The sequence below is a fragment of the Azospirillum melinis genome (assembly GCF_013340935.1).
GTDB lineage: Bacteria > Pseudomonadota > Alphaproteobacteria > Azospirillales > Azospirillaceae > Azospirillum > Azospirillum melinis.
On record NZ_WHOS01000038.1, the window covers coordinates 36573 to 59336 of the forward strand.

Sequence of the window (22764 nt, forward strand, 5' to 3'; positions counted from 1 at the left end):
GCGATCAGTGCTTGGCCGCGGCGGCGGCGCCGATGCCGGTCTGGGAGCGGACGAACTGATCCTCGAAGGCCTCGCGCTCGGCGCGGGCCGACGCGCTGCTGTCCAGCTTCGAGACGACGATGGTGACGAGGAAGGCCAGCGTCATCGAGAACAGGGCCGGCTGCTCGTAGGGGAAGATGGGGGCCGGGTTGTTCAGCACCACGACCCACACCGCGTTCGACAGCACCACCAGCGTGACCGCGGAGATCAGGCCGGCGATGCCGCCCGCCAGCGCGCCGCGGGTGGTCAGTCCTTTCCAGTACATCGACAGGATCAGCACCGGGAAGTTCACCGACGCCGCGACGCCGAAGGTCAGCCCGACCAGGAAGGCGACATTCTGCTTCTCGAAGGCAATGCCCAGCACGACGGCCAGCACGCCCAGCACCAGCGAGGCGATCTTGGACACGCGCATCTCCTCGCGCTCCGTCGCCTCGCCCTTGCGGATGACGCGGGCGTAGAGGTCGTGGGCGATGGCGGACGCGCCGGCCAGCGCCAGGCCCGACACCACCGCCAGAATGGTGGCGAAGGCGACCGCCGACAGGAAGCCCAGGAACAGGTCGCCGCCCAGCGCCTTGGCCAGATGCATCACCGGCATGTTGCCGCCGCCGATCAGCTTGCCGCCGACCTTGCCGCCTTCGAAGAACTGCGGGTCGGTGCCGACGATGGTGATCGCCGCCATGCCCAGCACGCAGACGATCAGGAAGAAGAAGCCGATGAAGCCGGAGGCGTAGAAGACCGACTTGCGGGCCTCGCGCGCGTTGGGAACGGTGAAGAAGCGCATCATGATGTGCGGCAGGGCGGCGGTGCCGAACAGCAGGCCCAGCGACAGCGACACCGCTGACACCGGGTCGGCCAGCAGCGTGCCCGGCCCCATGATCTTCACGCCGTCCTTGTGCGAGGCGATGGCGCTCCTGGCGATGGCCTCCAGGCTGAAGCCGAAGCGCGACAGGGCCAGGAAGGCCAGCAGGATGCCGCCGCCCAGCAGAAGCACCGCCTTGATGATCTGCACCCAGGTGGTGGCGATCATGCCGCCGAAGGTGACATAAACCACCATCAGCACGCCGACCACGATCACCGCGACGTTGTAGTCCAGCCCGAACAGAAGCTTGATCAGCTGGCCGGCGCCGACCATCTGGACGATCAGGTAGAAGCATACCACGGTCAGCGAGCCGATGGCGGCGAAGGTGCGGATCTTGCCCTGGTCCAGCCGGTAGGACGCGATGTCGGCGAAGGTGAAGTGGCCGAGGTTGCGCAGCCGTTCGGCCAGCAGGAACAGGATGATCGGCCAGCCGACGAAGAAGCTGATGGTGTAGACGAACCCGTCATAGCCCTTGGCGAACACCAGGCTCGACAGGCCGAGCAGCGTCGCCGCCGACATATAGTCGCCGGCAATCGCCAGACCGTTCTGGAAGCCGGTGATGCCGCCGCCCGCGGTGTAGAAGTCGGAGGTGGACCGGGTGCGGCTGGCCGCCCAGTAGGTGATGCCCAGCGTCATCACCACGAAGGCGAGGAACATGCCGATGGCCGACAGGTTGATCGGTTGCTTTTCCAGCTGACCGACATCGCCGGCGGCAAGCGCCGGCACGGCGGCGAGGGTGGCGGCGCTGGCCGCGAGGAGAATCCGGCGGGCGGTCATTGCAGCGTCTCCCGCGTGATCTCGTCGGTCAGGTCTTGGAAGCGGCCGTTGGCGAAATGGGAATAGACGCCGGTCAGCAGCCAAGACAGGATGATGATGGCGGCTCCGATCGGGAAGCCGACGCTGAGCGACGACTCGTCGGACATCGGCTTGTGCAGCAGGCCGGGTGCGAAGGCGACCACCATCATGAAAGCGTAGTAGCCGACCAGCACGACGGCCGACAGGACCAGGGCCAGCCGGCTGCGCTGGCGCACCAGCTCGTGGAATTTGGGGTTCCGGCGAACCCTCTCATAGACGGGATTGTTGGCGGGGGAGTGCATGTTTCCTCCAGACGCTGAACGTCCTTGGTTTGCCCCGACCCGAATTGATGGGGTGGGCTTATGTCCTTCCGGCTAACAAAACACTGTTTCGCAATTTTCCCGGAAATATGACGAATTGTTTCAGTGCAATTCAGGCAACAATCTCACCGATTCGCGTTGAGCCGCGGCGGTGAAGCTGGAATGATGGCGGCGATTCCACCGCCCCCGCATCCCGCCTCCGCCCGGAAAATGATCCGTTCGCCCCTGTTCCTCCGGCTGTTCTCGGCGATCTTGATCTCGCTCGGGCTGTTCTCCGCGGCGGCCTACGTCTTCTCGGTCCCATTCATCGAGGAGAAGGCCTACGAGATCGAACGCGACGCCAGCCGCACCATCCTCGACAACGTGTTCGAACTGGTCAGCCGCATCCGCGGCGGGCTGGAGGAGCAGCGGGTGGCGACCGTCGACTCCTACAAGACCCGGCTTCGCGACGTGCTGGAGCTGGCCGTCGGCTATATCGAGCATGTCTACGCCCGCGCCGACCGCGGCGAGATCACGATGGAAGAGGCACGGCGCGAGGCGATGGAGGGGCTGCGCGCCTTCCGCTACGGCAACGGCGACTATGTGTGGGCCATCGGCTACGACTCGGTGATCCTGTCCCACCCATCGCCCGACTATCAGGGCCGCAAGGCCGACGATCTGCGCGACAATCTGGGCCGCCACATCCTGCCCACCATCGTCGCCACCGCCAAGCGCGAGGGAGAAGGGTTCCAGACCTATCCGTGGTGGCGGCCGAACGGCGACGAGCGGGCGCCGAAGCTCAGCTTCTTCAAGGATCTGCCCAGGCGCGGCATCATCGTCGGCACCGGCGCCTATCTGGCCGACGTCGACGCCGAGGTGGAGCGGCGCAAGGCCGAGGCCATCGAGGATCTGCGCCAGGCCCTGCGCAAGCTGCGCATCGCCCGCACCGGCTATCTCTACATCTTCGATTCGGCGAACCGGATGATCATCCACCCGAATTCGAACATCGAGGGCACCGCCTTCGGCGACCGGCTAAATTCCGCCACCGGCCGCCCGATCGCCGAGGATCTGAAGGTCGCCGCGGCAAAGGGGGAGCCGCTGACCTACCTTTGGGACAAGCCCGACGATCCCGGCAACTATGCCTACGAGAAAATCAGCTGGGTCCGGCATTTCGAGGGGTTCGACTGGTACATCGCCTCGTCGGTCTATGTGGACGAACTGCGGCGGTCGTCGGTGGTGCTGGGCAACCGCATCCTTGCCATCGGCATGGCGCTGATGGCGGCGGGAAGCCTGCTGGGCTACATCGCGGTAGGGCGGCTGGTGCGGCCGCTGCGCCGGCTGGCTGACACCGCGGTGCAGGTGAGGGCCGGCGACCTCGCCGCCCAGAGCGGCATCCGCCGCGGCGACGAGATCGGGCTGCTGGCCTCCGCCTTCGACGGCATGGTGCGCCAGCTGCGCGATACAGTCGCCACGCTGGACAGCCGGGTGCGCGACCGCACCGCCGCATTGGCGGAGGCGGAAACCCGGCAGCGCGTGATCCTGGATGCGATCCCCGCCTGCATCGCCGGGCTGGACCGCGACGGCCGGCTGACCTTCGCCAATCTGCGCTGGGCTGAACTGGTCGGGCGAGACAAGGCGGCGGTCATCGGTCGCGATTTGGCGTCGGTCGTCGGCCGGCGGGCGATGGCGGCCCTCGCCCCCCACCTCGACCGCTGCCTGTCGGGGGAGGTGGTGACCTTCGAATATGCCTTCCCGCGTCATGGCGGCACCATGGTGACCAAGACCACGCTGATCCCCCATCGTGGCGAGGGGCGGGGCGAGGGCAGGGCAGAGGAGGGTGCGGTCACCGGTCTGTTCGTCCTGACCCTCGACATCACCGACGAGAAGCAGACCGAACGGCAGCTGGTGGAGGCGCAGCGGCTGAAGGCGGTCGGCCAGCTGTCCGGCGGGCTGGCGCACGACTTCAACAACCTGTTGTCGATCATCATCGGCAACCTGTCGGCGGCGCGCGACCGCTACGCGGCGGTGGAGGGGCTCGACGCCTATCTGGAGCCGGCCCAGCGCGCTGGCCGGCGCGGCGCCGACGTCACCGCCCGCCTGCTCGCCTTTTCCCGTCAGCAGCCGCTGAAGCCGGAGCCGATCGAACTGTGCGGCCTCTTGCGCGACATGGCGGTTCTGCTGCGCCGGTCCTTCCCCAGCTCCATCGCCATCGGCGTGCCGGGGGAGGGGCGGGAATGCTGGACCATCGCCGACCAGACCCAGCTGGAGAACGCGCTGGTCAACCTCGCCATCAACGCACGCGACGCCATGCCGAACGGCGGGCGGCTCGACATCGCCGTCGGTATCCGCAAGGTGGAAGGCGACCAGTCCTTCGACGAGCCGGTCCGGTCCGACGATTATCTGGAAATCCGCGTCACCGACACCGGCACCGGCTTCACGCCGGAGGCGCTGGCCCGCGCCGTGGAGCCGTTCTTCACGACCAAGGCCCTCGGTTCCGGCCTGGGGCTGTCGATGGTCTACGGCTTCGTCAAGCAGTCACGCGGCTATCTGCGTATCGACAGCCGGCCGGGGGAGGGGACTGCCGTCACCCTGCTGCTGCCGCGCGCCGAACCGGTGCCCCGCCTGCAGGACGCCGACCCGGCGGCAGCGGCCGAACCGCAGTCCGGCGGCTGGTCCGGCCAGTTGGCGCTGGTGGCGGAGGACAATGACGATGTCCGGCAGGTGATGCGCCAGCAGCTGGTCGATCTCGGCTTTTCGGTGGTGGAGGCGGCGAGCGGCGATGAGGCGGCGGAGCTGGTGGAGCAGATCGACGGGCTGTCGCTGCTGGTCTCCGACATCGTTATGCCCGGCCTGTCGGGAGTGGAACTGGCGCGGCGCGCCCGGCTGCTGCGGCCGGCCATGCGGGTGGTTCTGGTCAGCGGATTCGCTGTCGAGTATGGCGACGTCCCCGCCGATGCCGTCATACTGCGCAAGCCATGGGACAAGCGGGACCTGGTGGCAGCCATCGGCCACGCCACCGAACCCGCGCCGGCCTGATATCGTCGGGTCCAGAGAACGCACCCAATAGAACGCACCTGGAAAAAGCAGGGCGACGAGTGCCGAGGGGAAACGCGCGTGGGACAGAAGAAGCGCATCTATGTGATCGAGGACGAGGCCGACATCCGGCGGCTGGTGACGGAGGTGCTGGAGAGCTACGGCTATGAGGTGACCGGCTGGGCCAACGGGCGGGAGGCGCGGACGGCGATCCAGCGTCAGGCCCCCGACCTCTGTCTGGTCGATCTCGGCCTGCCGGACATGGACGGGCTGACCCTGGTGCGCGAGCTGTGGGAGGATGTGCGTTTCGGCGTCATCATCCTGTCCGGGCGCGGCGGCACCTCCGACCGGGTGCTGGGGCTGGAGCTTGGCGCCGACGATTACATTGTGAAGCCGTTCGAGCCGCGGGAACTGGTCGCTCGCGTCAACAGCGCCATCCGCCGCCGCGAACAGCTGGCCGGAGCGACTGCCGCAGCGGATACGGCGCGGGCGCGCTTCGGTCCCTGGGTGTTCGATCTCGGCAACCTGACGCTGACCGCCGACGACGGCCGGCAGGAAAGCCTGACGGCGGCGGAGGCTTCGCTCCTGCTGATGCTGCTGAAGGCGCCCAAGCGCGTGCTGTCGCGCGAGCATCTCCAGGGCCCGGATCAGGATCGCGACGATTTTCCCTACGACCGCAGCATCGATGTCCGCATCTCGCGCATCCGCAAGAAGATCGAGGAGGATCCCCGCGCGCCGCGGCTGATCAAGACGGTCTATGGCGCCGGCTACCTGTTCGCCGGCGACGTGAGCTGGTTGCGCTGAAAGTGGCGCCACCCCTGCGTTCGCGCCGCAACAACCTCAATAACAATTGGTCATAATCCTGAGAAAGTTGCGCAAAGCTGATCTGGTACAGGCTGTTTCCAACACCGCCGCGCCCAATGTCGGCGCGCAACAAAGAACCCCTGGGGAGAACGGTCCGATGAGTGAAACTGCCGCCGCAGCCGATGTCCGCGTCAATCCGTACGAGCGCGATCTCGGCCGCAATGCCGCCAACTTCGTCGCCCTGACGCCGCTGACCTTCCTGGAGCGTGCCGCCGCCGTGTGGCCCGACCGGCTGGCCGTCGTCCATGGCACGGTGCGCCGGACCTGGGCCGAGACCTTCGTCCGCGTGCGCCGTCTGGCCGCGGCGCTGGCCAATCTGGGCATCGGCACCGGCGACACCGTCGCCATGCTGGCCGCCAACACGCCGGAACTGTTCGAGGCCCATTTCGGCGTACCGCTGGCTGGTGCCGTGCTGAACGCGGTCAACACCCGCCTGGACGCCGAAGCCATCGCCTTCATCCTGAAGCACGGCGAGGCGAAGATCCTGATCGTTGACCGCGAGTTCTCCGGCGTCGCCAAGAAGGCGCTGGCCCTGCTCGACGCGCCGATCCCGGTGGTGGACATCGACGATCCGACCTACACCGGCGGCGAACTGATCGGCGATCGCGATTACGAGTCCTTCATCAGCGATGTCGGTGCAGAGCATTCCTGGACCCTGCCGGCCGACGAATGGCAGGCCATCGCGCTGAACTACACCTCCGGTACCACGGGCAACCCGAAGGGCGTCGTCTATCACCATCGCGGTGCTTACCTGAACGCGGTGTCGAATGCGCTGTCCTGGAACATGGGCGATGCGCCCGTGTATCTGTGGACGCTGCCGATGTTCCACTGCAACGGCTGGTGCTTCCCCTGGACCATCGCGGTCACCGCCGGCACCGCCGTCTGCCTGCGTCAGGTCCGCCCCGACGCCGTTCTCAAGCTGATCCGCGAAGAGCGGGTGACCAACTTCTGCGGCGCGCCCATTGTCCTCAATATGCTGAACAATGCCCCGGCCGAGCTGAAGCAGGGCATCGAGCAGAAGGTCAAGGTGATGGTCGCCGGCGCTGCCCCGCCCGCCGCCGTCATCGCCGGGATGGAGCGCATGGGCTGGGAAGTCACCCATGTCTACGGCCTGACCGAATGCTACGGCCCGACCGTGGTCTGCGTCTGGCATGACCGCTGGGACAGCCTGTCGCTGGACGAGAAGGCGGCGATCAAGGCGCGCCAGGGCGTGCGCGGCCCGATGCTGGAAGCAGTGGTCGTCGCCGATCCCTTCACGCTGGAGCCGGTGCCCAAGGACGGCCGCACGATGGGCGAGATCATGATGCGCGGCAACAATGTCATGAAGGGCTATCTGAAGAACCCCAAGGCGACCGAAGAAGCCTTCGCCGGTGGCTGGTTCCACACCGGCGACCTCGCCGTCTGGCATGAGGACGGCTATGTCGAGATCAAGGACCGCTCGAAGGACATCATCATCTCCGGTGGCGAGAACATCTCGTCCATCGAGGTGGAGGACGTTCTCTACAAGCATCCCGAGGTGCTGGAGGCTGCCGTCGTCGCCCGCCATGACGAGAAGTGGGGCGAGACGCCCTGCGCCTTCGTCACCCTGAAGGACGGCGCCACCGCGACCGAGGCCGACATCATCGCCTTCTGCCGGTCGCACATGGCCCACTTCAAGTGCCCGCGTACGGTGGTGTTCGGCCCGCTGCCGAAGACCTCCACCGGCAAGATCCAGAAATACGTTCTGCGCAAGCAGACCGAGGGGCTGTAAGGGGCTCTTGCCCTCCTTCTGACCTCTCCTCCACACATCGGCCGAAGCGCCCCACTCCGTCCCCTGTCCAGCGGGGAGGGAGGGGGCATCGCCCTCCCATGCCTGCACGCCGCCCATTTCCAAAGGGACCCGCGCCATGAAGATCCTCTGCGCCGTGAAGCGCGTCGTCGACTACAACGTCAAGATCCGGGTGAAGACCGATCAGTCCGGGGTCGAGACGTCGAACGTGAAGTTCTCGATGAACCCCTTCGACGAGATCGCCGTCGAGGAAGCGGTTCGTCTCAAGGAAGCCGGCACGGCGACCGAGATCGTGGTGGTTTCCGTCGGCCCGACCCAGGCCCAGGAGACGCTGCGCACGGCACTCGCCATGGGCGCCGACCGCGCCATCCTGGTGCAGACCGACGTGACGACCGAACCGCTGGCCGTCGCCAAGGTGCTGAAGGCACTGGTCGGGAAGGAGGCCCCCGGCCTCGTCATCCTCGGCAAGCAGGCCATCGACGACGACTGCAACCAGACCGGCCAGATGCTCGCCGCCCTGCTCGGCTGGGGCCAGGGCACCTTCGCTTCGAAGGTCGCCCCGGCGGGCGATGCCGTCGCGGTCACCCGCGAGATCGACGGCGGACTTGAGGTCGTGTCGTTGAAGCTGCCGGCGGTGGTGACCGCCGACCTGCGCCTGAACGAGCCGCGCTATGCCTCGCTGCCCAACATCATGAAGGCGAAGAAGAAGCCGCTGGAGACCGTCACGCCGGACAGCCTGGGCGTCGACGTCACGCCGCGCCTGAAGACGGTGAAGGTCGCCGAGCCGGCCAAGCGCCAAGCCGGCATCAAGGTGCCGGACGTCGCCACGCTGGTGGACAAGCTGAAGACCGAGGCGCGGGTGATCTGAGCGCCGGCCCCGTGCCAGCACTCTCCGCATCCCGCCCGACAGAGGAACCGCCCCATGCCCATCCTGATCCTTGCCGACCACGACAACGCCAGCCTGAAGCCCGCCACCGCCCATGCGGTGACCGCCGCCACCAAACTCGGGGGCGATGTCCACATCCTGGTCGCCGGCCGCAACGCCGCCCCGGCCGCGGAGCAGGCCGCCAAGCTGGCCGGTGTCGCCAAGGTGCTGCTCGCCGACGATGCCGCCTATGAACACGCCCTGGCCGAGCCGGTCGCGGCCCTGCTGGTGTCGCTCGCCTCCGGCTACAGCCATGTCCTGGCCGCCGCCACCTCGGCCGGCAAGAACGTGCTGCCACGCGTGGCCGCCCTGCTCGACGTGGCGATGATCTCCGACATCACCGCCGTGGTCGCCGCCGATACGTTCGAGCGTCCGATCTATGCCGGCAACGCCGTCGCCACCGTGCAGTCGACCGACCCGGTGAAGGTGATCACCGTCCGTACCACCGCGTTCGAGGCAGCACCTGCCACCGGCAGCGCCACGGTCGAGAGCATCGCCGCCGTCGCCGATCCCGCCCTGTCGGGCTTCATATCGGCCGAACTGTCGAAGTCAGAGCGTCCGGAGTTGACGTCCGCCCGCATCGTCATCTCCGGCGGGCGCGGCATGCAGTCCGGCGACAACTTCCACCTGCTGGAGGGGATCGCCGACAAGCTGGGGGCCGCGGTCGGAGCTAGCCGTGCTGCCGTCGATGCCGGCTTCGTGCCGAACGACTATCAGGTCGGGCAGACCGGCAAGATCGTGGCGCCGGACCTCTATGTCGCCGTCGGCATCTCCGGCGCCATCCAGCATCTGGCCGGCATGAAGGACAGCAAGGTCATCGTCGCCATCAACAAGGACGAGGAGGCGCCGATCTTCCAGGTCGCCGATTACGGCCTCGTTGCCGACCTGTTCAAGGCCCTGCCGGAGTTGCAGCAGGCCATCTGATTTCATTCATTCCCTCCGTTACCCGAAGAGGTCCTCCATGACCGCCGCCGCGATCCCCTACACCCCGCCGCTGAAAGAGATCCGCTTCGTCCTCGACCACCTCGCCGGCATGGCCGAGGTGGCGGCTCTGCCCGGCTTCGAGGATGCCAGCCCCGACATGGTGGACAGCATCCTGGGCGAGGCGGCGAAGATTGCCGAAAATGTCCTGGCGCCGCTGAACCGCATCGGCGACGTCCAGGGGGCCAAGCTCGGCGGCGACGGCGTCGCCCGTACGGCGGAGGGCTGGGGGACGGCGTGGCAGGCGCTGGTGGAAGGCGGCTGGAACGGGCTGCCCTTCGATCCGGCGCGTGGCGGCATGGGTTTGCCCAACCTGCTGAACACCGCGGTGCAGGAGATGTGGCATTCCGCCAACATGGCCTTCGCGCTCTGCCCGATGCTGACGCAGGGGGCGGTGAACGCGGTTCAGCTCTATGGCTCGGATGCGCTGAAGGACCTCTATTTGCCCCGGATGATCTCGGGCGAGTGGACCGGCACCATGAACATCACCGAACCGCAGGCGGGAAGCGACCTTGCCGCCACGCGGTCGCGCGCGGTGCCGAACGGCGACCATTACCTCGTCACCGGGCAGAAGATCTTCATCACCTATGGCGACCATGACCTGACGGAGAACATCGTCCATCTGGTGCTGGCCCGCCTGCCCGATGCGCCTCCGGGCGTGAAGGGCATCAGCCTGTTTGTCGTGCCGAAGTTCCTGGTCAATCCGGACGGCAGCCTGGGTGGCCGCAATCAGGTCAAGTGCGTGTCGCTGGAGCACAAGCTGGGCATCCACGGCAGCCCGACCGCCGTGCTGTCCTTCGGTGACGAGGGCGGGGCGACCGGCTTCCTGGTGGGCGAGCCGAACCGCGGCCTGGAATACATGTTCACCATGATGAACCATGCCCGGCTGAACGTCGCCATGCAGGGCCTGTCGATTGCCGAGCGTGCCTACCAGCAGGCGCTGGCCTATGCCCGCGACCGCGTGCAGGGCAAGCCGCTGGGCTGGAGCGAGGGGCAGTCGAAGGGCATCGTCAACCATCCCGACGTCCGCCGTCTGCTGATGGGCATGAAGGCGCGGATCGAGGCGATGCGCGGGATCCTCTACACCGCCGCCGCCGCGGTGGACGTGGCGCACCACCATGCCGACGAGGCCACCCGCGGCCGCGCCGCCCTGCTGGTCGATCTGCTGACCCCCATCGCCAAGGGCTGGTGCACCGAGACCGGCCAGCAGCTGGCGTCGGACGGGGTTCAGGTCCATGGCGGCATGGGCTTCATCGAGGAAACCGGCGCCGCCCAGCATCAGCGCGATGCGCGCATCACCACGATCTATGAGGGCACGACCGCCATCCAGGCCAATGACCTGATCAACCGCAAGCTCCTGCGCGACGGCGGGGCGACGGCCAATGGGTTGCTGGACGAGATCGCGGCGCTGGGCGGCGAACTGTCCGGTCATGCCGACGAAGCCTTGCGCGTCACCGGGGCGGAGCTGACCGCCGCGGTGCATGAGGCCAGGCAGGCGATTGCCTGGGTGCTGGCGGCGGCGAAGCAGGATCCGCGCCTGCCGGCCGCCGCATCGGTGACGCTGCTGGAGCTGATGGGCGTGGTCGCCGGCGGCTGGCAATTGGCCCGCGCCGCCAAGGTGGCGGCGGAGCGGCTGGCGGAGGGCGATGCCGACACCGCCTTCCTGTCGGCCAAGCCGCTGACCGCCCGCTTCTACGCCACCCACGTCCTGCCGAAGGCGGCGGCGCTGCGGGCGACCGTCGTCAACGGCTCCGCGAGCGTGATGGCGCTGAGCGAGGAGCAACTGTTCGGCGCGGCTTGACAGGGCCGCGCTTGCCGGTTGGTGCCGGGGCCTTTGGCCCTTTGCCGGGTGTCGCGGGCGGTTGGGGGACCTCCCGCCACTGCCCCGGCGCCAGCCCATCCAGCGTCCAGTCGCCGATGGCCCAGCGGATCAGCCGCAGGGTGGGGAAACCGACCGCCGCGGTCATGCGGCGGACCTGCCGGTTGCGCCCCTCGCGGATGGTGAGCGCAATCCAGCTGGTGGGGATGGCGGCGCGGTAGCGCACCGGCGGATCGCGCGGCCACAGCGACTCCGGCTCGTCCATCCGCCGCGCCTCGGCCGGCAGGGTGGAACCGTCCTTCAGCGTCACGCCGCGGCGCAGCGCCTCCAGCGCCTCGTCGGTCGGCACGCCTTCCACCTGCACCCAGTAGGTCTTCGGCATCTTGTTAGCCGGCGAGGCGATGCGGGCGATCAGAGGACCGTCGTCGCTCAGCGCCAGCAAACCCTCGCTGTCGCGGTCGAGCCGGCCGGCGGCATAGACACCCTTCACCGGAACCAGTTCCGCCAGGGTCGGGCGGCCCTGGTCGTCGGTGAATTGCGGCAGCACGCCATAGGGCTTGTTCAGCAGGATCAGGCGCGGCACTGGCTTGCTTCCTTGCGGAGTTCGGGAAAGGCGCTATCGTTCGCACCCCAACACTGATCTAGATAGCAGGGGTTCGGCCGTGACGCTTCTGTTCTGCTCCGCCAGCGACAGCGCCGAGGATTGGCGCCGGGAAATCGCCCGCCATCTTCCCGGGCTGGAGATGCGCGTCTGGCCCGAGACCGGCGACGTCGCCGACATCGAGGTCGCCGTGGTGTGGAAGCCGCCGGCCGGCATGCTGGCGAGCCTGCCCAACCTAAAGCTGATCGTGTCGCTCGGTGCCGGGGTGGAGCCGATCCTGCAGGACCCGACCCTGCCGGACGTGCCGCTGGTGCGCATGGTGGCGGACGGGCTGACGGCCGATATGGCCGGCTACGTCGTCTTCCAGGTTCTGTATTGGCACCGGCTGATGGACCGGTACGCTGCTCTCCAGGCCGAAGCGCGGTGGGAGCAGCTGGACCATCGTCCGGCCTCCGAGGTGACCGTCGGCATCCTGGGGATGGGCGAACTGGGAGCGGCGTCGGCCCGCACGCTGCGGACCCTGGAATACCGGCTGATAGGCTGGAGCCGCAGCCCCAAGAGCATCGAGGGGGTGGAGAGCTTCGCCGGCGCCGATGGGCTGGCGGCGATGCTGCCGCAGTGCGATGTGCTGGTCTGTTTGTTGCCGCTGACCGAGGAAACCCGCGGCATCATGAATGCCGACCTGTTCGCCGCGCTGCCCAAGGGGGCGGTGATCGTCAACGCCGCGCGCGGCGGCCATCTGGTCGAGTCGGACCTGCTGGATGCGTTGGAAAGCGGGCACCTGCGCGGTGCCAGTCTGGACGTCTTCGCGACGGAGCCGCTGCCGGCGGACCATCCGCTCTGGCGTCACCCACGGGTCCGCATCACCCCCCATGTCGCCGGGGTCACCCACCCGTCGCTGTGCGCCGGGCAGGTGGCCACCGCGGTGACCGCCCTGCGTGAAGGCCGACCGATACCCAATCTGGTGGACCGCAGCCGGGGATACTGAGAGTTATTCTCTGCCCTCAATCGGCGGGCGCGGCCGTCCGGCCGCTTGCCTCCGAGAGGCATGTGCCTGCGGGGCCGCAGTCGCGGCCCTTACAGCATCTGAACGGCGATCACCGCTAGCAGGGCCGCGATCACCCACAGGGCGGCGCGGTCCGAGCGGCGGCGGGTTTCCCAGCCGTTCAGCATCTGGCGGACGGTCTGCGGGTGCAGGCGCACGCCGCCTTCCGAGATATCGCGGGTCACCCGCTCCGCCTCGCTGACCAGGGCGGGGATGCGGCGGACGGTGCTCAGGATGGCGCCGGCATCGTTGATGAACTGTGCCTCCGGCCCGCGGTTCTCGCGCATCCACTCCTCGATCAGCGGCCGGGCCAGCTCCCACATGTTGATGTTGGGGTTGAGCAGCCGGCCGACACCCTCCGCCGTCAGCATGCTCTTTTGCAGAAGGAGCAGCTGCGGCTGGGTTTCCATCTCGAACTGTTCGGTGACGGCGAACAGCTGGGCCAGCAGCCGGCCGACCGAGATGTCGGCCAGCGGCTTGTTCTGCAACGGCTCGCCGATGGCGCGACAGGCCTGGGTGAAGATCTCGATGGACTGGTGGCGCGGCACGTAGCCGGCCTCGAAATGCACGACGGCGACGCGGCGGTAGTCGCCGGTCAGGAAGCCGATCAGCATGTCGGCGAGGTAATAGCGCGTCTCGCGGTCCAGCCGGCCCATGATGCCGAAATCGACGGCGGTGATGGTGCCCTGTTCATTGATGAACAGGTTGCCGGGATGCAGGTCGGCGTGGAAGAAGCCGTCGCGGAAGACCTGATTGAAGAAGCTGGCCGAGGCCATCGCCAGGATTTCGTCGCGGTCGAAACCGGCGGCGGAGATGCGGGCCGGCTCGTCCACCTTGAAGCCGCGGATGCGCTCCAGCGTCAGCACCCGGCCGCCGGTGCGCTCCCAATCGACCTTCGGCACGTTGAAGGTGACGTCGTCCTTGAAGTTCGACGCCAGCTCCGACGCGGCGGCCGCCTCCATCCGCAGGTCCATCTCCAGCCGCGAGGTGCGGGCGAAGGTGTCGACGATTTCGGTCAGACGCAGCCGCTTCAGCCTGGGCAGGACCCATTGGGCGAGCGCCGCCAGCCGGTAGAACAGGTCGATGTCGCGCTCGAAGGCCTGCTCGATGCCCGGACGCAGCACCTTGACCGCCACCTCCTGCCCATCGGCGGTGACGGCGAAATGGACCTGCGCGATGGAGGCGGCGGCGACCGGCTTGTCGTCGAAGCTCTGGAACAGCGCCTGGACCGGCTGGCCGAACTCCGCCTCGACGATGGCGCGGGCCTGATGGCCGGGGAAGGGCGGCAGCTTGTCCTGCAGCTCGGCCAGATCGACTGCCATCCGCTCGCCGACCAGATCGGAGCGGGTGGACAGCAGCTGGCCCAGCTTGATGTAGGTGGGGCCGAGTTCGGCCAGCGCGCGGGCGAGCCGCTCGCCCTCGCGGCCGGGTACCCCCTTGCGGGCGACCCGGCGCCACAGCCAGAGCAGGCCGGGGGCGGTGCCGAGCAGGCTGGTGGGCAGGGCATCGTGACGGGCGACCGTCCGGCCGATCACGGCCATCCGGATCAGGTTGCGCAGGATGCGGAACACGGGAGATTAAATCCGCCAGCCGGAATGGATGGCGGCGATCCCGCCAGAGAGGTTGCGCACCCGCACCGCACCGAAGCCGGCGGCTTCGATCCTTTTCGCCAGATCGGCCTGCTGCGGGAAGCGGCGGATGCTCTCGGCGAGATAACGGTAGCTCGCCTCGTCCTTCGCCACCACGCGGCCCATGAAGGGCAGCACCTGGAAGGAATAGACGTCGTACAGCTCGCGCAGAACCGGCAGCACGACGTGGCTGAATTCCAGGCAGTAGAACTTGCCGCCGGGCTTCAGGACCCGGTGGGCCTCCTTGATCGCCTCGTCGATGCGGGTGACGTTGCGCAGGCCGAAGGCGATGGTGTAGGCGTCGACCGAGCGCGGGGCGATGGGCAGCTTTTCCGCGTCGCCGACCGTCCATTGCACGCCGGACAGAATGTTGCGGTCGATGGCGCGGTCGCGGCCGACCCGCACCATCGCCTCGGTGATGTCGCATACCACCGCGGCCCCGCCGCCCTTCTTGAGGAAGCGGAAGGCGATGTCGCCGGTGCCGCCCGCCACGTCGAGCAGGGTCATGTCCGGCTTGGGCGCCACCATCTCCATCAGCGTGTCCTTCCACAGCCGATGGATGCCGCCCGACATCAGGTCGTTCATCAGGTCGTAGTTGGTCGCCACGCTGTCGAAGACGGCGCGGACCAGCCCGGACTTGGCGGACGGATCGACGGGGGTGAAGCCGAACCAGTTGCCTTCGGCACCGGACGCGGGCTTTTGCGGATCGGGGATGCGGTCGCTCATGGCCGGGAAGATAGCGCGGGCAGGGGCCATGCGCCAGCGGGGGCGTGCAATGCGGAAGGCGCTGCGGCGAATGGCGTAGGGCGGAGGGGGCGTCGGTCGGAAGATGGAACAGCTTGGAACAGTTTTTCCAGTCTGTTCCAATGGGTGCGGGTTGGCAACATATCGGTGCTATGGGGAAGGATGGAACGGCGTGAAACACTTTTCCGCTGATGTTCCATCTGCCGCTCCATCGCAAATGACTGGGCGTAAAATCCTAACACGAGGTGCTTTGCGGTGGGGAGAGGAGTCGGGAAACCGTGCGCTTCCGGATCCTTGCCCCGCCACATCCCTCTTGCATCGCGCCCTTCCCGCGCGTATAAGCGCAGCCTTCCACGGGCGGCGAGGCTGGGCCGGAAGGCTCAGGGCATGCCCACCCGTCCGTTGGAATTCCGCCTCATTTCCACCCAGGAAACGAAAATGCCCAAGCTGAAGACGAAGAGCGGCGCCAAGAAGCGCTTCAAGGTGACCGCCACGGGTAAGGTCCGCGCTCAGGCCGCCTACAAGCGCCACTGCCTGGAACAGAAGTCCCCGAACATGAAGCGCAACGCGCGCGGCATGATGACCCTGTGCGACTCCAACGCCCGCACGGTGCTGAAGAACTGGCTGCGCAACGCCTGATCTCGGCACATCTAGAATTTCGGAAGGACTGAACCATGGCTCGTGTTAAGCGCGGCGTCACGACGCACGCCCGTCACCGCAAGATCCTGAAGCTCGCCAAGGGCTACCGGGGTCGCAACTCCAAGAATTTCCGCATTGCGGTCGAGAAGGTCGAGAAGGCGCTTCGTTATGCCTACCGCGACCGCCGCAATAAGAAGCGCGATTTTCGCGGCCTGTGGATCCAGCGCATCAACGCCGGCGTCCGTCAGTACGGCCTGACCTACTCGCGCTTCATCAACGGCATCAAGCTGGCCGGCATCGAGATCGACCGCAAGGTCCTGTCCGATCTGGCCGCGCGCGAGCCGGAGGCCTTTAAGACCTTGGTGGACCAGGCCCAGGCCGCGCTCGCCTCCAAGGCCGCCGCGTAACGCGCCTCGCGTTTCCCGAACTCAAGGGAACGCTTGCCGTCACGGCGTCAGTTGTAAGAGAAGGGAGCCGGGCCGCTGGGCCGGCTCCCTTTTTCTTTTTGCACCGTTTTCTTCCCCACGCTTGCCGGGAACCGCCATGCTCGACGCGCTGAAAGACGAACTTCTGTCGCAGGTCAACGCCGCCGCCGACCTCTCGGCGCTGGACGAGGTGCGGGTCTCCGCGCTCGGCAAGAAGGGGCGCATCACCGGCTTCATGAAGGAGCTGGGGAACCTCACCCCCGACGAGCGCAAGGAGCGCGGTCAGGCGCTGAACGCGCTGAAGGACGAGATCGCCGCCGCCATCGACGTGCGCAAGGCCGACCTCGCCGCCGCCCATCTGAAGGCGCGGCTGGAGGCCGAGCGGGTCGACGTCACCCTGCCGGTCCGCCCGGAGACCGAGGGGCGCATCCACCCGATCAGCCAGACGATGGACGAGATGATCGCCATCTTCGCCGAGATGGGCTTCTCGGTCGCCGAAGGGCCGGACATCGAGGACGATTTCCACAACTTCACCGCCCTGAACTTCCCGCCCGGCCACCCGGCGCGCGACATGCACGACACCTTCTATCTGCCGGACTCGGACGATAAGAAGATGCTGCTGCGCACCCACACCAGCCCGGTGCAGGTCCGCACCATGCTGAACAACAAGCCGCCGATCCGCATCATCGCGCCGGGGCGCACCTACCGCTCCGACTACGACATGACCCACACCCCGATGTTCCACCAGATCGAGGGGCTGGTCATCGACGAGGCGACCAACATGGGGCACCTGAAGGGCTGCCTCGTGGAGTTCTGCCGCGCCTTCTTCGACGTGGACGACCTGCCGCTGCGCTTCCGCCCCAGCTTCTTCCCCTTCACCGAACCGTCGGCGGAGGTCGATATCGGCTGCTCCCGCAAGGGCGGCGAGCTGAAGCTGGGCAATTACGGCGACTGGCTGGAAATCCTCGGCTGCGGCATGGTCCACCCGAACGTGCTGGAAGCCTGCGGTATCGACAGCACCAAATATCAGGGCTTCGCCTTCGGCATGGGGGTGGAGCGCGTTGCGATGCTGAAATACGGCATCCCCGACCTGCGCACCTTTTTCGAAGCCGACCTGCGCTGGCTGAAGCATTACGGCTTCGCCGCCCTCGACATTCCCAACATCGCCCACGGCCTGACGCGCTAAGGAGCCGGACCCATGAAGTTCACGCTGTCCTGGCTGAAGGACCATCTGGAGACCGACGCCTCGCTCGACCAGATCACGGAGAAGCTGACCGCCCTCGGCCTCGAGGTGGAAGGCGTCCATGACCGGTCGAAGGAGCTGGCGCCCTTCCGCGTCGCCCATGTCGTCTCGGCCGAAAAGCATCCGGACGCCGACAAGCTGCGCGTGCTGATGGTCGATACCGGCGCCGGCACCCTGCAGGTCGTCTGCGGCGCCCCGAATGCGCGCGCCGGCATGAAGGGCGTCTTCGCGCCGGAGGGGACCTATGTCCCCGGTTCCGACATCACGCTGAAGAAGGGCGTCATCCGCGGCGTCGAGTCGAACGGCATGATGTGCTCCAAGCGCGAGCTGAAGCTGTCGGACGAGCATGAGGGCATCATCGAGCTGCCGGACGACGCGCCCGTCGGCGCCGGCTTCGCCGACTATGCCGGGCTGAACGATCCGGTCATCGACATCAACCTGACGCCCGACCGCGCCGACTGCGCCGGGATCCGCGGCATCGCCCGCGACCTCGCCGCCGCCGGCATGGGCACGCTGAAGCCGCTGACCGAGGGGCATCTGGACGCCACGCCGGTCGCGGGGGCCTTCGCCAGCCCGATCGGCGTCAGCATCGAGGTGCCCGATGCCTGCCCGCTGTTCGTCGGCCGCTACATCCGCGGCGTGAAGAACGGCCCGTCGCCGAAGTGGCTGCAGGACAAGCTGGTGTCCATCGGCCTGCGCCCGATCTCGGCGCTGGTCGACATCACCAACTACCTGACCTTCGACGCCGCCCGTCCGCTGCACGTCTTCGACGCCGACACGGTGAAGGGCAACATCACCGTCCGCATGGGCCGCGAGGGCGAGACCCTGGCGGCGCTGAACGGCAAGGAATATGCGCTGGACGGCAGCATGACCGTGGTGGCCGACGACGAGCGGGCGGAGGCTCTGGCCGGCATCGTCGGCGGCGAGCCGACCGGCTGCACCGAACAGACCGTCAACGTCTTCGTCGAGGCCGCGCTGTTCGATCCGGTGCGTACGGCGCAGACCGGCCGCCGGCTGGGCATCGATTCGGATGCGCGCTACCGCTTCGAGCGCGGCGTCGATCCGGCTGCCGTCTTCGCCGGCATGGAACGCGCCACCCGTCTGATCCTGGAGCTGTGCGGCGGCGAGCCGTCGGAACTGGTGGTCGCCGGGGCCGAGCCGGCCTGGAAGCGCAGCCTGACCCTGCGTCCGGGCCGCGTCGCCGCGCTGGGCGGCGTCGATCTGCCGCGCGAGCGTCAGGTTCAGATCCTGAGCGATCTGGGCTTCACCATCGAGAGTGAGGATGCCGAGGGCCGCTTGGTCGTCGGCGTTCCGTCCTGGCGCGCCGATGTCCATGGCGAGGCCGATCTGGTCGAGGAGGTTCTGCGCGTCCATGGCTTCGACGCCATCCCGGCGACGCCGCTGCCGCGCGAGACGGTGCTGACCCGCCCGGCCCTGACGCTGAAGCAGCGTCGGGTTGCGCTGGCAAAGCGTACGCTGGCCGCCCGCGGCCTGTCGGAGGCGGTGACCTGGTCCTTCCTGTCCGGCCCGGTCGCCGGGCTGTTCGGCGGCGGACAGCCGGGCCTGCGGCTGGTCAATCCGATCAGCAGCGATCTCGACGTCATGCGTCCGTCGGTCCTGCCCAACCTGATCCAGGCCGCCGGTCGCAATGCCGACCGCGGCTATGCCGACGTGCGCCTGTTCGAGGTCGGAGCGGCCTTCCGCACCCCGGCGCCGGACGGCCAGGATACGGTCGCCGCCGGCATCCGCGCCGGTGCGGCGGTGCCGCGCCATTGGGCGGAGAAGGCCCGCGGTGTCGATGTGTTCGATGCCAAGGCCGATGCGCTGGCGGTGCTGGAGGCGGTCGGCGCCCCGGCCGGCAACCTGCAGGTCACCACCGATGCGCCGGGCTGGTACCATCCCGGCCGCTCCGGCGTGCTGCGACTCGGCCCCACCGTGATGGCCCGCTTCGGCGAGATTCATCCGTCGGTGCTTGAAGCGCTGGGCGTCAAGGGGCCGGTCGTCGGCTTCGAGGTGATGCTGGACGCCGTGCCGCTGCCCAAGAAGAAGGGCGGCACCGCCAAGCCTATGGTCCAGCTCTCCGCCTTCCAGCCGGTGGAGCGCGATTTCGCCTTCGTCGTCGACCGCAAGGTGGAGGCCGACAAGATCCTCCGTGCCGTCAAGGGCGCCGACAAGGCGCTGGTCAAAGATGTCGCAGTCTTCGACGTCTATGAAGGGCCGGGAGTGGGTGAAGGTTGCAAGTCGGTCGCCGTGTCGGTCACCTACCAGCCGACCACCGCAACCCTGACTGACGAGGCGATCGAAGCCGTCGGCCAGAAAATCGTTGCGGCGGTGGTCAAGGCGACCGGAGGAAATCTTCGCGCTTAAGAAAAGCCCTCAGGGGTTGAAATTACCGTTATGTAAGAGACAGGGCCTCCGCTTCGGCGGGGGCTCTTTTCGTTTGTCCTACCTGAAGGATTCACGAAAGGCTCCTTCACGATAGCCCACGGCGCAATCATATGATGAATTGCTGATTGATGAATCTCGAGTGCATTCGCTAAGGGAAAACCCTGGGGCTGTTTGTTGCAATTCAATGTTTGACGCCAGGACGTTGATCTATGGGAAGATTGGGGGTCAGGATTGTTTGCCCCCGGTGGACCCACGATGTGTTCGATGTCACGATTACGGCACAGGCGATGCGTGCATTGCCTTGGCAAGTCGAATGCCCATCACATTGCAAGCGACGAAGCGGGGGAAGTCTATGGTTGATCCAGCGGACGGTCAGGCAACCAAACCGGAGTCCGGCAGGCCACTCATCCTGGTGGTGGACGACGACCGCTCGATCGTCGAGGGGCTGGCGATCCTGTTGGACGGCTGGGGGTACGAGGTGGTCAAGGCGCTCAGCGCCGCCGCGCTGGAGGCACAGCTCGGTGGGTTGGGCCGGGTGCCGAACCTGATCATCGCCGATCATTACCTGCCGGCCGGCCGCACCGGACGCGAGGTGGTGGAGCGTGTCCGCACCGAAACCGGGCAGCAGGTCCCGGCCATCATCCTGACCGGCGACAGCACGCCCGAACGCCGCGACGAGGCCCAGCTCATGGGCTGCGAGCTGCTGCTGAAGCCGGTTCAGGTCGGGCCGCTGCGCGAGGCGGTCGAAGCATTGTGCAGCCGGTAGGGCGGCGGCCGGTGGTGTGGCGGCCTGCAGGGCCGATTTGTTCTGAGTGAAGGTGAGGTTGCTGCAACCGGCCTGTCAGGCGACCGGTCCTGCTGCGGAACGGGGCAGGTCGATCTCCGGCAGCACGGCGAGGAAGGCATCGACCACCGCCGGGTCGAACCGCAGACCGGCCAGCCGGCGGATTTCATCCACGGCGCGATCGCGGCCCAGCGCCGGACGATAGGGCCGGTCACGCGTCATGGCGTCATAGGCGTCGGCAACCGCGACGATGCGGGCGCACAGCGGGATCGCCGCCCCGGTGCGGCCGTCGGGATAGCCGGTCCCATCCCAATTCTCATGGTGCCAGCGTGCCACCGCCGCCCCCAGATGAAGATGGGTCGGGCCGTCGGCCAGATGGCTCGCCTGGTTCAGCAGGCTGGCGCCGGCCACCGTATGGGCCTGCATGGCGCTGCGCTCCGCCGCATCGAGCGGGCCGGGCTTCGACAGGATCGCCGGGTTCACCGCGGCATTGCCGATGTCGTGCAGAATGGCCGCGAGGCCGATGATCTCCAGCGTCGATTCGTCCAGCGTGTCGGCGAAGAGACCGTCGGCATGCAGGCGGCGGGCGATCCGTTCGGTGATTGCAGCGATGCGCAGCAACCGGCAGAATCGGTCTCCCTCCGCCCCGTCCTCTGCCGCATCCGCGCCCATTTCAGTGCAGGCGGCCCCATCCTTGGCAGGCCCGTCGGGGATCAGCGCGCCGCGGCCGCGCTCGGCCAGATCGGCCAGCGCCGCGAGCGTGCCCTGCTGGGCGCGGTAGAGCTGCTCGTAATGGTGCAGATTGTCGAAACCGACGGAAATCTTGCCGCAGAACACCTCGATCAGCTTGCGGTCCAACTCCGACAGCGGCCGGTTGGAGCGCAGGTAGACAACCGTTTCCCGGTCGTTCGGCGTGCGGATGTAGAGCGTGCAATGGTCGCCGGCAAAGACATGTGCCCGCTTTTCCAGGCAGGCGGTCACAGCGGCCAGCACCGCCGGATCGACATGGCCGGCGGCGGGTTCGTTGATCAGTGCTTCGAACCGGCCCGATCCGGCCAGCACATAAAGGCCGTTGCCGGTTGCTGCCTCGACCGCCGGGTTGCTGCTACCCGGGGTTCCGGCACCGCCGCGCTGCACGCACAGGATGGCGTCCGGCCCCACCCCCAGCAGGCCCGACAGCTGGGTCAGCACGCCGGCCGCGAACAGTTTCATCGAGCGGGCGCGGAACAGCGACGACGACGCCTCGATGATCTTCTCCAGGCCGCGGCGGTTGGCGTCGATCGCCACGATGTCCTCGTAGGAGCGGAGCGCCGCGACCGTGGTGGTGAACAGCTGCTGGGCGGTCAGCTGGGTCTTCGCCTTGTAGTCGTTGATGTCGTAATCGAGGATCACTGCCCGTTCCGGCGCCTGTCCCGGCTGGCCGGTGCGCAGGATGATGCGCACGTTGCGGTTCTGCAGCTCTTCGCGGATGTGGTGGACCAGCCGCAGGCCGGCATCCTCCGTCTCCATCACCACGTCGAGCAGGATCAGCGCGATGTCGCTCTCCCGTGCCAGGATCCGCCGGGCCTCCGCCGCCGAATGGGCGGACAGGAAGCGGGCCTTGCGGCCCTTGAAGGCGAAGTCGGACAGGACGAGCTTGGTGATCGCATGGACCTCCGGCTCGTCATCAACGATCAGCATGGTCCAGCGGCTGCCGGGCGGCTCTTCGGCGGCCGGGCCGTCTCCGGGGGCGTCTTCCGGGGCGGCATCGTCGAGGAAGACCAGATCCTCGTCCGCCGACTCGGGGGCCGGCCCGGTTGCCGGATCGGTGCGGGGGGCGTCCTCAGGTCCGGTCGGATCGGCGTCGGTCATGGCTCTTCAATCGCGAAAGGGTCATGAGGACGGG

18 protein-coding genes are annotated in these 22764 nt (G+C 67.6%); 12 read left to right on the plus strand and 6 right to left on the minus strand.

The window, feature by feature from the left end; translation table 11 throughout:
* Nucleotides 1–4: 4 nt before the first annotated feature.
* The gene (locus tag GBZ48_RS24030; protein ID WP_174473326.1) at nucleotides 5–1675 is read right to left on the minus strand and encodes a cation acetate symporter; all 1671 of its coding nucleotides are present in this window, start codon (nucleotides 1673–1675) and stop codon (nucleotides 5–7) included.
* Nucleotides 1672–1995 (minus strand): DUF485 domain-containing protein, encoded by a 324-nt coding sequence (locus tag GBZ48_RS24035; protein ID WP_174473327.1) that lies wholly within the window; start codon nucleotides 1993–1995, stop codon nucleotides 1672–1674. Before GBZ48_RS24035 ends, GBZ48_RS24030 begins: the two co-directional genes overlap by 4 nt.
* Nucleotides 1996–2223: 228 nt before the next feature.
* Here GBZ48_RS24035 and GBZ48_RS36775 point away from each other — a divergent pair, with 228 nt between their 5' ends.
* The 6 genes from GBZ48_RS36775 to GBZ48_RS24065 all read left to right on the plus strand — a co-directional run bounded on the left by GBZ48_RS36775 (nucleotide 2224) and on the right by GBZ48_RS24065 (nucleotide 11364).
* On the plus strand, nucleotides 2224–5028 hold the full coding sequence (locus tag GBZ48_RS36775; RefSeq protein ID WP_174473328.1) for a cache domain-containing protein: 2805 nt from the start codon (nucleotides 2224–2226) through the stop codon (nucleotides 5026–5028).
* Nucleotides 5029–5106: 78 nt separating this feature from the next.
* The gene (locus tag GBZ48_RS36970; protein ID WP_174473329.1) at nucleotides 5107–5829 is read left to right on the plus strand and encodes a response regulator; all 723 of its coding nucleotides are present in this window, start codon (nucleotides 5107–5109) and stop codon (nucleotides 5827–5829) included.
* 157 nt (nucleotides 5830–5986) lie between these two features.
* On the plus strand, nucleotides 5987–7639 hold the full coding sequence (locus tag GBZ48_RS24050; protein WP_174473330.1) for an acyl-CoA synthetase: 1653 nt from the start codon (nucleotides 5987–5989) through the stop codon (nucleotides 7637–7639).
* A gap of 136 nt (nucleotides 7640–7775) precedes the next feature.
* Nucleotides 7776–8525, plus strand: coding sequence for an electron transfer flavoprotein subunit beta/FixA family protein (locus tag GBZ48_RS24055; protein ID WP_174473331.1), 750 nt, complete (start codon nucleotides 7776–7778; stop codon nucleotides 8523–8525).
* Between the two features lie 54 nt (nucleotides 8526–8579).
* Complete coding sequence (locus tag GBZ48_RS24060; protein ID WP_174473332.1) at nucleotides 8580–9506, plus strand: electron transfer flavoprotein subunit alpha/FixB family protein; 927 nt, start codon at nucleotides 8580–8582, stop codon at nucleotides 9504–9506.
* Nucleotides 9507–9543: 37 nt separating this feature from the next.
* Nucleotides 9544–11364, plus strand: a complete 1821-nt coding sequence (locus GBZ48_RS24065) for an acyl-CoA dehydrogenase C-terminal domain-containing protein (RefSeq protein WP_174473333.1) — start codon at nucleotides 9544–9546, stop codon at nucleotides 11362–11364.
* On the opposite strand, the gene GBZ48_RS24070 is transcribed toward GBZ48_RS24065, so the two are convergent.
* Nucleotides 11306–11965: a pseudouridine synthase gene (locus tag GBZ48_RS24070; RefSeq protein WP_174473334.1), complete on the minus strand. Its 660-nt coding sequence runs from the start codon at nucleotides 11963–11965 to the stop codon at nucleotides 11306–11308. The genes GBZ48_RS24065 and GBZ48_RS24070 overlap by 59 nt on opposite strands.
* 79 nt (nucleotides 11966–12044) lie before the next feature.
* On the opposite strand from GBZ48_RS24070, the gene GBZ48_RS24075 reads away from it, so the two are divergent.
* Entirely contained in the window at nucleotides 12045–12971 is a 927-nt protein-coding gene (locus GBZ48_RS24075; protein WP_174473335.1) for an NAD(P)-dependent oxidoreductase, read from the plus strand.
* 89 nt (nucleotides 12972–13060) lie between these two features.
* On the opposite strand, the gene ubiB is transcribed toward GBZ48_RS24075, so the two are convergent.
* Both ubiB and GBZ48_RS24085 read right to left on the minus strand, forming a co-directional pair.
* Nucleotides 13061–14599 (minus strand): 2-polyprenylphenol 6-hydroxylase, encoded by a 1539-nt coding sequence (gene ubiB, locus GBZ48_RS24080; protein ID WP_174473336.1) that lies wholly within the window; start codon nucleotides 14597–14599, stop codon nucleotides 13061–13063.
* Between the two features lie 6 nt (nucleotides 14600–14605).
* Complete coding sequence (locus GBZ48_RS24085) at nucleotides 14606–15382, minus strand: class I SAM-dependent methyltransferase (RefSeq protein WP_174473337.1); 777 nt, start codon at nucleotides 15380–15382, stop codon at nucleotides 14606–14608.
* 456 nt (nucleotides 15383–15838) lie between these two features.
* Between GBZ48_RS24085 and rpmI the strand changes: the two genes are divergently transcribed.
* The 5 genes from rpmI (at nucleotide 15839) to GBZ48_RS24110 (ending at nucleotide 20861) form a co-directional block, all read left to right on the plus strand.
* Nucleotides 15839–16039, plus strand: a complete 201-nt coding sequence (gene rpmI / locus GBZ48_RS24090; RefSeq protein WP_012975158.1) for a 50S ribosomal protein L35 — start codon at nucleotides 15839–15841, stop codon at nucleotides 16037–16039.
* 35 nt (nucleotides 16040–16074) lie between these two features.
* The gene (gene rplT, locus GBZ48_RS24095) at nucleotides 16075–16446 is read left to right on the plus strand and encodes a 50S ribosomal protein L20 (RefSeq protein WP_098740681.1); all 372 of its coding nucleotides are present in this window, start codon (nucleotides 16075–16077) and stop codon (nucleotides 16444–16446) included.
* 136 nt (nucleotides 16447–16582) lie between these two features.
* Nucleotides 16583–17650 carry a phenylalanine--tRNA ligase subunit alpha gene (gene pheS, locus GBZ48_RS24100; protein ID WP_174473338.1) on the plus strand — a complete coding sequence of 356 codons (1068 nt, stop codon included), beginning with the start codon at nucleotides 16583–16585 and terminating at the stop codon, nucleotides 17648–17650.
* 12 nt (nucleotides 17651–17662) lie between these two features.
* Entirely contained in the window at nucleotides 17663–20074 is a 2412-nt protein-coding gene (pheT, locus tag GBZ48_RS24105) for a phenylalanine--tRNA ligase subunit beta (protein ID WP_174473339.1), read from the plus strand.
* Nucleotides 20075–20447: 373 nt separating this feature from the next.
* Complete coding sequence (locus tag GBZ48_RS24110; RefSeq protein ID WP_174473340.1) at nucleotides 20448–20861, plus strand: response regulator; 414 nt, start codon at nucleotides 20448–20450, stop codon at nucleotides 20859–20861.
* Between the two features lie 75 nt (nucleotides 20862–20936).
* Here GBZ48_RS24110 and GBZ48_RS24115 read toward each other — a convergent pair whose 3' ends face one another.
* On the minus strand, nucleotides 20937–22730 hold the full coding sequence (locus GBZ48_RS24115; RefSeq protein WP_174473341.1) for a DUF3369 domain-containing protein: 1794 nt from the start codon (nucleotides 22728–22730) through the stop codon (nucleotides 20937–20939).
* Between the last annotated feature and the right edge of the window lie 34 nt (nucleotides 22731–22764).